The organism is Algoriphagus sp. SE2, assembly GCF_039563885.1.
Classification (GTDB): Bacteria; Bacteroidota; Bacteroidia; order Cytophagales; family Cyclobacteriaceae; genus Algoriphagus.
In genome coordinates, this window is record NZ_JBCLWJ010000003.1 from 259,960 (window position 1) to 272,721 (window position 12,762).

General features: G+C 37.5%; 11 protein-coding genes. 7 read left to right on the forward strand and 4 right to left on the reverse strand.

Going from position 1 to position 12,762, the window contains the following annotated elements:
* The 4 genes from smpB to AAGF08_RS05215 all read left to right on the forward strand — a co-directional run bounded on the left by smpB (position 1) and on the right by AAGF08_RS05215 (position 2,259).
* Complete coding sequence (smpB, locus tag AAGF08_RS05200; RefSeq protein ID WP_343510031.1) at positions 1 to 468, forward strand: SsrA-binding protein SmpB; 468 nt, start codon at positions 1 to 3, stop codon at positions 466 to 468.
* Positions 431 to 1,228: a hypothetical protein gene (locus AAGF08_RS05205; RefSeq protein ID WP_343510032.1), complete on the forward strand. Its 798-nt coding sequence runs from the start codon at positions 431 to 433 to the stop codon at positions 1,226 to 1,228. The genes smpB and AAGF08_RS05205 overlap by 38 nt, the downstream gene beginning before the upstream one ends.
* A gap of 1 nt (position 1,229) precedes the next feature.
* Positions 1,230 to 1,739 carry an HNH endonuclease gene (locus AAGF08_RS05210; RefSeq protein WP_343510033.1) on the forward strand — a complete coding sequence of 170 codons (510 nt, stop codon included), beginning with the start codon at positions 1,230 to 1,232 and terminating at the stop codon, positions 1,737 to 1,739.
* A gap of 67 nt (positions 1,740 to 1,806) precedes the next feature.
* Entirely contained in the window at positions 1,807 to 2,259 is a 453-nt protein-coding gene (locus tag AAGF08_RS05215; RefSeq protein ID WP_343510034.1) for a hypothetical protein, read from the forward strand.
* Between the two features lie 139 nt (positions 2,260 to 2,398).
* On the opposite strand, the gene AAGF08_RS05220 is transcribed toward AAGF08_RS05215, so the two are convergent.
* The gene (locus tag AAGF08_RS05220; protein WP_343510035.1) at positions 2,399 to 3,001 is read right to left on the reverse strand and encodes a ribonuclease HII; all 603 of its coding nucleotides are present in this window, start codon (positions 2,999 to 3,001) and stop codon (positions 2,399 to 2,401) included.
* Positions 2,973 to 5,645: a glucosidase gene (locus AAGF08_RS05225; RefSeq protein ID WP_343510199.1), complete on the reverse strand. Its 2,673-nt coding sequence runs from the start codon at positions 5,643 to 5,645 to the stop codon at positions 2,973 to 2,975. Before AAGF08_RS05225 ends, AAGF08_RS05220 begins: the two co-directional genes overlap by 29 nt.
* Positions 5,646 to 5,965: 320 nt before the next feature.
* Here AAGF08_RS05225 and AAGF08_RS05230 point away from each other — a divergent pair, with 320 nt between their 5' ends.
* Positions 5,966 to 6,334 (forward strand): BlaI/MecI/CopY family transcriptional regulator, encoded by a 369-nt coding sequence (locus AAGF08_RS05230; RefSeq protein WP_343510036.1) that lies wholly within the window; start codon positions 5,966 to 5,968, stop codon positions 6,332 to 6,334.
* Positions 6,331 to 7,959: a M56 family metallopeptidase gene (locus tag AAGF08_RS05235; protein WP_343510037.1), complete on the forward strand. Its 1,629-nt coding sequence runs from the start codon at positions 6,331 to 6,333 to the stop codon at positions 7,957 to 7,959. The genes AAGF08_RS05230 and AAGF08_RS05235 overlap by 4 nt, the downstream gene beginning before the upstream one ends.
* Before the next feature lie 11 nt (positions 7,960 to 7,970).
* Here the strand turns inward: AAGF08_RS05235 and AAGF08_RS05240 are convergent, their stop codons facing one another.
* Together AAGF08_RS05240 and AAGF08_RS05245 are read right to left on the reverse strand one after the other, a co-directional pair.
* The gene (locus AAGF08_RS05240) at positions 7,971 to 9,095 is read right to left on the reverse strand and encodes a glycosyltransferase family protein (RefSeq protein WP_343510038.1); all 1,125 of its coding nucleotides are present in this window, start codon (positions 9,093 to 9,095) and stop codon (positions 7,971 to 7,973) included.
* Between the two features lies 1 nt (position 9,096).
* Entirely contained in the window at positions 9,097 to 9,969 is an 873-nt protein-coding gene (locus AAGF08_RS05245; protein WP_343510039.1) for a UDP-2,3-diacylglucosamine diphosphatase, read from the reverse strand.
* A 266-nt stretch (positions 9,970 to 10,235) separates the two neighbouring features.
* Between AAGF08_RS05245 and AAGF08_RS05250 the strand changes: the two genes are divergently transcribed.
* Positions 10,236 to 12,719: a DPP IV N-terminal domain-containing protein gene (locus tag AAGF08_RS05250; protein ID WP_343510040.1), complete on the forward strand. Its 2,484-nt coding sequence runs from the start codon at positions 10,236 to 10,238 to the stop codon at positions 12,717 to 12,719.
* Positions 12,720 to 12,762: the final 43 nt, after the last annotated feature.

The window sequence follows — 12,762 nt, forward strand, 5'->3', positions numbered from 1 at the left end:
ATGGCGAAGCCTTCGAAGTTTGATAAGATCATCAATATCAAGAATAAAAAAGCGAGTTTTCAATTTGAATTCATCGAAAAATTTGTGTGTGGAATGGTTCTGAAGGGGACAGAAATAAAGTCTATAAGAGAGGGGAAAGTTTCTCTGACAGAGGCATTTTGCGTTTTTCTAAGAGGGGAATTATTTGTTCGACAGATGCACATTGCCCCCTATACAATGGCAGCAAGCTACAATCATGTGGCTGTAAGAGATAGAAAATTACTACTGAGTAAGAAAGAACTGGAGAAATTGGAAACTAAGTCTCAAGAAAAGGGGCTGACTATCATTCCTGTTCGTATATTTATAAACGACCGAGGTTTAGCCAAAATGGAAATAGCTTTGGGTCGAGGCAAAAAGCTTCATGATAAACGACACGATCTGAAAGAAAAAGATGCGAAAAGAGAAATCCAGCGAATGGCCTTTGACTGATGTCTTTGGGATATGCCGCCAGACAATTTTACCGCTCTACAGAAAACCTACCTTTGAATCCGCTCTTATTTCTCAATTACTTTTTGGGGAATGCTACCAAGTAAAAGCAATTAACCCCGACCAAAGCTGGTACAAGATTTTTCATGAAGATACCGGCTTGGAAGGATGGATAACCTCTAAATCCATCAAAACCATTTTACCTGAAGATTATGCTTCCTTTCTTAGTCAGGATTTTCAGGTGGTGACAAGTCCCATTGCTATTATCGAATATTTAGGAACCAATCTTTATTTGTTGCCTGGAAGCCGACTCCATTTTTCAGAATTAGAGTTGTTTAATTGGCAAGATCATATTGGATTTACAGGTTCTGTAAGGAGCCATGCAGTAAAAGCAGGAAGAGATGAGTTGTTGGAAATTGCATTAAAGTACTTGAATGCACCCTATCAGGCTGGAGGCAGGAGTATTTTTGGATTGGATGAGATTAAAGGATTTGAATTGATTTATGCCACTGCTGGATACCAGTGGACATTAGAAAAAATGCAGGGAAAAATGATTGAACCTGATCAGGTTATCCCGGGGGATTTGTTTATTTTCAAAGATTTAGATGAGAAAATTATTCAAGTTTCCATGTATTTAGGTGCGGAAGAAGTCCTATGGATGGATGGTAAAATGAGAATCTCTGATATTGATGAATGGGAAACGATTCAAAAAAACAATTCAAATAAACGGTATGTTTTAAAAGGCCACTCAATAATTAGTTAGAATGGAAAAAAGAGTATTGGTGTTGAATTTAGATCATACTCCGGTAGCGGTAGTACCAGTGCAAAAGGCTATTGTCCTGGTGTTGATGGAAAAGGCGAATTGTCTTTCTACCTATGAGCTATTAAAAATCAGAACTGTAAGTAGGGATTTTGAATACCCCGCTGTAATTCGTTTGGTTTCCTATAAAAATATTCCCTACCGTGGGGTATTGTTAAATAGATCTAATCTTTTTCGCAGAGATAACGGAGAATGCCAGTATTGCGGAAGTAAAAGGCATTTAACGATTGATCATGTCGTGCCTAGATCAAAAGGAGGAAAAACAAATTGGATGAATTTAGTTACAGCTTGTCACCGGTGTAACGTAAATAAAGGAGATAAATCTCCGGAACAAGCAGGTTTGACGCTGAGAAATCAACCTTTCCGACCTACTCTTTCTTATTTCTTATCGGAATATGCCGAGCGTCAAGCTGAAGAATGGCTTCCATTTTTAGCAAGCAAAGTGGTTCAATAAAGGACTGATAAAATCGTAATACGATTTTTCAATTATTTTTTGGCAAAATAATTGCCAGTCAAAAGGCATGAATCTTTCCTTTATTTATTCGCTGTTTTTAACCCTGCTTCTTGGCTGGAGCCAGATTCAGTATCAAGAACTAATTGGAAGTTGGCAACTCGTCGATTTTGATGGGATTAAAAAAATCAAATCATCCCCGGAATATCTTAGTTCCAGTGCGGATTTCCGAGCAAATTTGGAGTCGAAAATTAATTATAGGCTTGAAAACACTGTTTATAAATTCACGGAAGGAGATAGCTTGGCGTACACGGATTTTGTGAATCAAGAAATCATTTTAAAGAAAGCCAAAATAGAGGTAAGTGAAGATAATATTGTGACCATACACGAAGGCGAGAATATTAAACAGGCTAAAATCATTGAGCTTGATGGCAATAACCTAATTCTAGAACCCATTTCAACAAATGGAAATAGTGCGGGGAAATTAGTGTTTGAAAGAATTGTGGTAAAGAAGGAAAAGTAAAAAACCAAAAAAAGAATATATACTCAAGCAAGCTCTAATGGCTTGCTTTTTTATTTCAAAGTACTGTAAAGCATGAATTTATTCAATGCATGATTTAATAAGCCTGTCTATGCAACAAACAAATTTCAATAGATATTAATCATAGATCTAGGATTAGTTGCTTCGGAAGCAATCTAAAACTTTTTCGATGCCAAATGCAGGAACCAAATTCCTGAATTCCCTCTCTATGGGATTTTGTTGGATAGCCTACATTTCTTTCCCATCCATACTGAGGGAATTCTTCCGCAAGTTGCTCCATAAAATTATCCCGATGGACTTTGGCCAAAATAGAGGCTGCGGCTATACTCGCATATTTCCCATCTCCTTTAATCACACAAGTATAGGGTGTTTTCAAATCAGATTTAAACCGATTTCCGTCAATCAAGAGATGTTCCGGTGAAATTTTTAATCCCTGAATCGCTCGAGTCATAGCTAAAAAAGAAGCGTTAAGGATGTTGATTTTGTCAATTTCTTCAACAGAAGCCTCGGCAATTTTCCAAGCCAAAGCTTTGGCTTTGATTTCTTCTATTAAATCCTCTCGTTGGGTTTTCCCTAATTTTTTGGAGTCATTGATCCATTGATTGGAATAATCCGAAGGAAGGATTACGGCTGCTGCTACAACTGGTCCAGCCAAACAACCTCTTCCTACCTCGTCACAACCTGCTTCTATTCGATTAGCTTCTAAAAAGGGTTTGAGAGTCATGCTCTTTGTCTTCTCTTATTTTGTAATATTTATGAATCATCTCTGCGACAAGCCCTGTCCACCCGGTCTGATGTGAAGCTCCCAAGCCTAATCCTGTTTCGCCATGGAAATATTCATAAAAAAGAATATAATCTTTGAAGTGAGGATCTTCCTGAAATTTCTTGTTGTATCCATATACAGGTCTATTGCCTTTTTCATCTTTCATGAAAATCTTCATACATCTGTAAGAAAGTTCTTTCGCAATAATATCCATCGTCATATATCGACCAGATCCTGTGGGGTACTCAATCGAGAAATCTCCCCCATAGTAAAAATCAAACTTTTTCAAGGATTCGATAATCAAGAAGTTGATTGGAAACCAAATTGGGCCACGCCAATTGGAATTTCCCCCAAACATGACGGTGTCGGATTCTCCTGGCGTATATTTAATAGAGAGTGTATCTCCAGCAACTTTAAGAGTATATGGGTGGTGCAGATGATATTTTGAAAGTGATCGAATCCCGTATTCACTTAAAAACTCATCTGAATCCAACATTTTATGAAGAATGCTTTTCATTCTATGCCCTCTTAGAAGAGAAAACAATCTTCTTCTATCAAAGCCCGGCTGAATCCAACTTGAGACCAAAGCAGCTAATTTTGGCTTCTCCCTCAGGAAGAATTCCAAACGTTGCTTGAACTCCGGTAATTGGTCAAACAAGTCTTCTCTAATTGGTTCCACAGCAAAAAGTGGGATTAATCCTACAATGGATCTCACTTTCATCCGCTTGGATTCCTTACCAGGAACGTGAAACACGTCATAGAAGAAATTATCCTCATCATCCCAAAGTGAAATTCCCTCGGCCGAAATATTGCTCATTGCCCCGGCGATGTACAGAAAATGCTCCAGAAATTTGGTGGCCGTAAACTGGTACACTTTGTTATTTTCACAGAGATCCAAGCTGATCCGTAGTAGATTTAGGGAAAACATAGCCATCCATGAGGTGGCATCTGCCTGCTCTAATTTGCCTTGATATCGCTGGGCATGGCTTCTATCAAAAACACTGATGTTATCCAATCCCAAAAAGCCACCCTCAAAAATATTTTGGCCATCACTATCTTTTTGGTTTACCCACCAAGTGAAATTCAGCATGAGCTTATGCATCGCTCGTTCTAAGAATTCAAAGTCACCTTTCCCGCCATTTGCCTTCTTGTCTATTTGATATACACGTTGTACAGCATAAGCATGAACAGGAGGATTTACATCCGAGAAATTCCATTCATAGGCAGGAATTTGTCCATTAGGATGCATGTACCATTCATTTAAAAGAAGAAGGAGTTGGGCTTTTGCAAATTCAGGATCAATCCTTGCAATTGGAATACAATGAAAAGCCAAATCCCATGCAGCATACCAAGGGTATTCCCACTTGTCTGGCATGGATATGATATCATAATTCTGCAAATGTTTCCAATTGCTGTTTCTTCCTTTTTTACGAGAGACAGGAGGGACATATCTGCCGGGATCACCCTCTAACCATCGTTCAACATCGTAATAGTAAAATTGCTTGGACCACATCATTCCAGCATAGGCCTGTCTTTGGATTCGTTTTAAATCTTCATCTAAAACCCGATCCTGAAGTTCCTCATAAAACTCATCAGCTTCGGCTTTTGCCTTTTCTATAATGGAGTCACAGATCTCTAATGGTGCATCGACCTGTTGATGCATCATTCTAAGTTTCACAGTTCTACTTTCGCCGGCAGGGATCTCTAAATGATAAATAGCAGCGGCTTTTGTCCCAAAATTCTCTGGATTGAGATGTTTTGTTTTGCCATCTACCACATAATCGTTAATTGCATCTTTAAGAAACTTTTTCTCATTGGCAATGTGATAGACTTTTTCTCTATTGGTTTCGTTATCACAAAATTTAAGTTCAGGTTCCCCGTCAAAAGAAATAGTATAATTTCCTGATTTTGGATTGTAGGCCCGGATCGTATTTTCATTGACTTTGCTCAATTTTGGTAAGAAAGGTTCATGGCCGGTAAACCAGGTTTTTCTTAACCAGAGGGTGGGCATTACACACAAATAGGCGTTCTCGGAACCTCGATTGTGGATTGTAGCAGTGGCTACTATATCTTCCACATCATTTTTTGCATACTCAATAAAGATATCGAAGTACTCATCCTTGTCAAATAGCCCGGTGTCAATAAGTTCATACTCGGGATCGGTTTTCCCTCGCTTAAGATTCACAGCTAATAACTCTTCATATGGAAACTCGGACTGAGGATACTTATATAGCATCTTCATATAGCTGTGGGTAGGAGTTGAGTCTAAGTAATAATAGATCTCCTTTACATCCTCTCCATGATTTCCCTGATTCCCAGTAACTCCATATAATCGTTCCTTTATAAAAGGATCTTTACCATTCCAAAATGCCCAAGCAAGACAAAACTTTTGCTTTGAATCAGAGATTCCACCAATTCCCTCCTCACCCCATCTATATGCCTTGCTTCTAGCATCTTCATGCGTGACATTTTCCCAAGCTGAGCCATCGGGGCTATAATCTTCCCTTACTGTTCCCCACTGTCTTTCAGTCAGATAGGGTCCCCACTTCTTCCAATGCTTTATCCTTTCCCTATCTTCTTGTAATCTTAATTTTTCAGCAATCATGTCATTATCAAATGAACGAACTTCGAAATTATGATTTTCCTCGGATAATGGGCTAATTTTCATATCTCTGATTAAAGAAACAGCCATTATTTTTTTTATATGGCAATTAAAGGACAAATATCTTTAATCTATTTTTTTTAGGAATTACATTTTTTGAGTCGAATTAAGGTTAAATAGAACCATTTAGAAAAGTTCTTTCCAATTGAAAATCAACTAGAATCATGCTTTTGATCTACAAGTGTAGAAATTATTTTAATCTACATTTGTAGAATAAAAATATTGCTCTACATTTGTAGAATAAGTTGTATAAATCCTAAGGAATGAAACTCTCGAGAAGTGAAGAAGAATTAATGAATCATTTATGGAAGCTTAAACGTGCTTTCATGAAAGATTTGATGGAGGAATACCCGGAGCCTAAGCCAGCGCCAACGACAATTTCTACACTTCTGAAAAGAATGCAGGAAAAGAATTTTGTCGGGTATGAGGCAAATGGAAAATTAAGGGAATATTTTCCCCTCGTTTCTAAGGAAAGCTATTTTACGAAGCACATTAAGGGGTTAATTAAGAATTTTTTTAACGATTCTCCTGCTCAATTTGCCTCATTTTTTACCAAAAAGGCAGACTTTACTGAAGAGGAACTGGAGGCTTTAAAAGAAATTATTGAAGACAAACTTACCAAGAAGAAATGATGGAATATCTCTTAAAATCCATACTTTGTTTAGTTGTCCTGCTCTTGATTCATCGATTGTTTCTTCAGCGGGAAGTGATGCATCAGTTCAACCGATTTTTTCTTTTAGTAGCCGTGGTGTTTTCATTCATCATCCCTTTCAATTCGATCGAAGTGGCACCTGAGAAAGAGGAAATAGCTTTTTCGCAGAGTACTGAAACAGACTTTTCAGATGAGATTATCCTACCGGAACAAAGCTTTTCGCAGGAAAATTTCACTGTTGAAACGGCAAAATATCTTGATCAACCATTTCCTTGGATTGAAGTTTTATGGTCAATTTATAGTTTGATCACTTTGGTTATACTGATCCGTTTTATCAGAAATATCAAATTTCTAATGGATCAAGTGAAGCAGAATTTGAAAGTTACCTACAAGGGCATGACACTGGTTTTACTTCCTAAAGCCTCATTGCCCTATACTTTCTTTAAATATGTTTTTGTTTCTAGAGAGGATTTTGAAAATGGGAATATGGCGGATGCGATTATTGAACATGAATATACCCATGTCAGAGAAGGTCATAGCTATGATATTTTATTCCTTGAAGTCTTGTTGATTCCTTTTTGGTTTCATCCGGGATTGTATCTGGCAAAACAGGCAATTCGCCTAAACCATGAATTTATCGCCGACCAAAAAGCTCTGAAAACCACATCTCTTCATACGTATCAAAAGTTGTTACTATCCTTGGCAAGTCAGGAAGTGCGATTTTCTTTGGTAAGCAATCTGAATTTTTCTCTTACTAAAAAAAGACTGAAAATGATGAACAGACAACCCAATCCATTTCATAAGTGGATCAAACTGCTTGTAATGATCCCAGTTTTAGGAGTAATGGTTTATGTATTTAGTGAGAAAGTGACTGCAAATCAAGAGCCTAAATTACAGGGTAATGAAGAAGTGCTTCATTCAAATAAAATGGGAAAAGACTTTGTTGAGAATTCAGGTTTTGGCAAAGCAACTACTATAGATCTAGGTGATCATGAAAAGTATCCACCAACAGAGGAACAAGAAAATGAATTAAGTGCTATTCAAAACTATAAAAAGCTTAATACTGACTATGAGAAGAAAAGAATAGAGGAACCTCATTTTATAAATAGATCAGAAGAGGAGCAGCAAAAATTGCTTGCGCAGTTCTCAGAATTGGGAAGTTTATATTATAGAATTCCATTGGAGCTTAAACAAACTGCCAAGCGTCCAGTTCATCCTCACGCGCCTTATGTCAAACTGGAGTCAGAAAAAGGCATCTATTATAAATTAAGAGAGAACTTGACAGATGAAGAAAAAAGTCAATTACCTCCGCCACCTCCTCCTGCATCCAAAGATAAGGTAGCTTCCTACCAACAGATGTATCTAAAATATGAGCTATTGAACCAAGAAGGGCGAAAATATTCTACAAAACCCATGGCAGAAAGGGAATTGATGTTTGAATTATATAATAGCCTCCAGGAGCTATTTCTCTCTATGAATGCTGTGCAAAGAAGACAAGTGAAACATGTGAATTTTCCTTACATTCCTATTGAGGAAAATGGATTATTGACATTCAAAGCGCTTGATGAACTGACACCTGAGCAACGAGCTTTAAATAATTGTTAGAATTAAATGTCTCATAATGAAAATGACTGGGTTTGCTGAAATGCTGACTCAGTCATTTTTGTTTCAGGAAGTACTTTTTGGAGAATTTCTGACCAGGAATTATTCCATTTTTTAATTTCTTTAGGCGAGGTAAATCCAGATTGTATCAACCCTTCCAGTTTTAAAAAGTCAAAGGTTTCTGATGTAATACCAATTCGAGAATTTTCCGTGTCAAGAGCATTACAAGCTTGTTCGTACTGACCTTTGACAGGAATTACCATCACAGGTTTCCCCAGATACATGGCCTCGCACACCGATTCAAATCCGGCTGTACAAACCAGACCCTTGCAAGATGCCATGTCCTGAAGAAAACGTTGGTCATGCACTCGGTGCAATGAAAGATTGGGTAGAGGATACTCTGTTTCCTTTGCATTCTTTTTATCCCAATAGGCCTTTATTTTGATTTCAGGATGCTTTTCTGCGAAAGATATGATTTCCTCCGCATATCCAGAATTGACCATGTAAGCCAAGAAAAAATCTCCAGAAGTTACTTTAAGTCTCTTTACTTCTGATCTTAAAAGTGGCGGAACCACCTTTAATTTTGGATCTTTACTTTCAGTCATTTTTTGAAATGACAGTGCCAGTTTCTTTTCTGCTCCCATTGCTGTCAACCAAGTGTTTAACTGAAAACATTGCTTGGCAAAAGCCTTTGATTTGGCAAATGTGAATTTCGGATGCTCAATTAAATATTGATGGCCTATCACCCAGTAGCTAGCACTCGGCTGATAAAACAAATTGTAAAAACCTCCCAAAAGATCATAGAAGTTGAGAATGATGTCCGGGTTTTTTTCTTTGACTAGTTGATGGATCTGATTTAAGCTCTTTATAAATGTTGGAGCATTTTTTATGTTATGGAGAATAGTTTTCCCGATTAGAATCCGTTTTTGTGATTTATCTGCCACGAAATTAGGGCTTTCCACAGCCCAAACTTTGGTGCCAATTTCACGGATAAAAAAATCCGGAATGGTCCTCCTTTTACTTTTTCCAACAATAACTCCACAGAGTTGGTGGCCATTTTGTCTGAGTAAGGCAGAAAATGCGATGGCTTGAGTCATGTGTCCACGACCTTCACCCTGAATGATAAATAAAAATTTCATCTTAAAGCCGGATAGCAGGATTGTCTAAGTCTTCGTCTTCTCTGTTTGTGAAAGAAACCTCTCTGAATGGTCCGTAAACCTGAGGTGTTTCTTCTAAAGGTAAATCGGAAAAGTTTTGGTCTTCAGAAGATTTAAAATCGATTTCATTGTAATAAATCAATTGCCAGTTACCCTCATGATCTTCTGCCAAAGCACTCATGGTTTCAACCCAGTCCCCAGAATTCAAATATTCAATGCCATCAATGATCCTTTTCTCGGCTTTATGAATGTGTCCACAAATAATCCCATCACAACCTTTGGATTTGGCCATTTTGGCAAGTTCTACTTCGTATTGATCTATGTAAGAAACAGCTGATTTTACTTTACCTTTGACATACTTCGAAAGTGAGAAATAAGGAAGTCCACGCTTGAATCGATAGAAATTAACCACTCGATTAAGCCATAGAAGAAAAGTATATCCTACATCCCCTATATAAGCAATCCATCGAAGGTTAGTCGTGATGCTATCAAAAATATCTCCATGTGTGATAAAATATTTCTTATCATTACTCTCATAAATCATGTCGAGTTGGATGGAAAGATTTCCGATTTGCAGTGGTAGAATCTGATCGAGAAAATCATCATGATTGCCTCTTAGATAATAAATCTGAGTGTTTTTCTTTTCAATCATTTTGATGATCCTGTTGAAAAATCTGGTATGTTTTCTTTTCCACGAACCAGACTTTTTCAATTGCCACCCATCTATAATATCTCCATTTAAAATAAGATTTTCGCATTCATATTGTTTCAGAAAACGGGAGATTTCCTTTGCTTTTGAGCCTTTAGTTCCCAAATGCACATCGGAAACGACTATCGTTTTGAAATTGGTTTTCACGCTTCTTGTTTTGATCGAAATATATAGTTTCAAGATCAACTAAGAATGAAATTCATTTTACTAAAAAGCTATATTTTAAGGAGGTTAAGCGGGGTTTTATGAATTCTGTATTACCTAAAAATTAAAATTCACCATTGCTTTTGACTGATTTTAAATTTTCAGGAAGGATTTTTAGCAAAAAATAGAATAAGCAGGTGATAATTTATATCAATGGTTCTTTTTGAAAAGAGCTTTCCAGTAGTTTCGATTGTTCAAATGTAAACCCTATGAAACAAGCTTTACTCTTTATCTCTTTCCTGTTGGTCTATCATGGCAATTTTGCCCAAGAGAAAACCTATCCTGGAAATTATGAATTAGCAGCCAGGTTCTCTCCTGAGAAAATGCGTAAGATGGTTTTTTCGACTTCTGTTTCGCCTCACTGGTTAAAAAAATCAGATCGCTTCTGGTATGAATATGAAACCAGCAATGGTAAAAATTGGTATATCGTGGATCCGGTTCGTAAGACTAAATCCCAGATGTTTGACCGGGATAAGCTTGCCATGGAAATCACCAAAATCATGAAAGATCCATTTGATGGAAAGCACTTGAAATTGGAGGATTTGAAATTTTTGGAAGATGAAAATTCCATTCGATTTAAGGTAAAAGGAACCGAGGAAGTTTTAAAAAAGGATTGGGCTGAAATCAAGGAAAAGAATAAGAATGCCAAAGACTCCTTGGAGAAGAAAAAATTTGTCTTCAAATACAATATCAGCAATCAGACTTTGGTAGAGATCACCGATGCAGAAGAAGATCCAAAACGGCTTTCTTGGGCTTCGATTTCTCCAGATTCCTCCAAAGTGGTTTTTGCAAAGCAGAATAATCTTTACTGGATGGATAAAGAAAATTTCCTGAAAGCAGTCAAAGATGAAAAAGATTCGACCATTGTTGAATATCAATTGACTACGGATGGAGAGGAGGATTTTGGATATGGTTTTAGTGGAAGAGGTGAAGATAATGTGGAGGTTGAGAAAAATAAAGACAAGAGAAAAAGAGTAGGCGTACTTTGGAATGAAGCAAGCTCTCAATTTGTATTCACTAGATCTGATAATAGAAAAGTGAAGGATCTTTGGGTTTTGCACAATACCCGAGATCCTAGACCCACGTTGGAAACTTACAAGTATGCAATGCCAGGGGAGAAAGAGCAGCCAATCATTTACTTGTATCACTTTTCTTTTGACACTGAAGAGCTGAAGAATTTGCCTGTTGCAACTTTCAAAGATCAGACTATTTCGCTTTGGTCTACGCCAGCTCCAGCCAATGCCAGAGATGATGATTTTAGAGCTGCTACTTGGCTAGGTGATGCCGATGAGTTTTACTTTGGAATTACATCCAGAGATCTGAAAAAGGTAGATATCGTGAGATGGAATCTATCCACAAATTCCAAAGAAGTTGTCATTGAAGAGCGAAGCAATACCTATATTGATTTGAGCAGACCTGAATTGGTAAATGGTGGAGAGGAATTGATTTTCTGGTCAGAGCGAGATGGCTGGGGACATTTTTATCTCTATGGAAAAGACGGTACTTTAAAAAGACAATTGACCTCTGGAGCTTTCCATACTGATCGTGTGGAACGAGTGGATGAAAAGGGAAGAAGGTTATTTTTTGTAGCCAATGGAAAAGAAAATGGCGAAGATCCTTACTATGAGCATTTGTATTCTGTAAGCTTGGATGGAGGGGCAATTACTTTGTTGAACAAAGGAAATTATAATAACTCTTCTGATATGAATGATGCAGGCACCTACTTTGTCAATACTTATTCAAGAGTTAATACTACTCCGGTCTCCGAGCTGAAAGATCGAAATGGAGCCAAAGTGATGGATTTGGAAACCACTGATCTATCCAATCTTTTTGCAGCGGGCTATCAATTTCCAGAGCCATTTACTTTTAAAGCAGACGATGGAATTACAGATCTATATGGTGTGATGTATAAGCCTTTTGATTTTGACTCCACGAGAAAATACCCAATTATTGAATATGTCTACCCGGGTCCTCAGACAGAAGCTGTTAATAAATCCTTTTCAGCAAGATTAGACCGAACTGATAGATTGGCACAATTTGGATTTGTGGTGATTACCTTAGGAAATAGGGGAGGTCATCCAGGAAGATCTAAATGGTATCATAATTATGGCTATGGTGATTTGAGAGATTATGGTTTGGCGGATAAAAAGGCTGCAATAGAGCAGTTGGCAGATCGTCATGATTTTATCGATAGGTCTAAAGTAGGGATTCATGGGCATTCTGGAGGCGGGTTTATGTCAACTGCTGCGATGCTAGTTTATCCAGATGTTTTCAAAGTAGCAGTTTCTTCAGCAGGAAATCATGAAAACAATATCTACAACCGCTGGTGGTCAGAAAAGCACCATGGGGTGAAAGAGCAGATTTCTCCAAAAGGAGATACTACTTTTGTTTATCAGATAGAGAAAAATCCTGATTTGGCAAAAAATCTAAAAGGGCACTTGATGCTTTCGCATGGAGACGTGGATAATAATGTGCATCCAGCTAATACTATCCGGATGGCTAATGCCTTAATAAAGGCAGGTAAGCGTTTTGATTTTGTGATGCTTCCAGGACAGAGGCATGGATATGGTGATATGGTGGAGTATTTCTTCTGGAGAATGGGGGATTATTTTGTTCAGCACTTATTAGGTGATAATACTCCTCCTCCTGTGGATATGTTGGAACTACAACGGGAAAAAGCACAAACGAAGTAAGTTTTAATCTACGATTTGAGGAAAAAGGTCCGATTCTTATTAG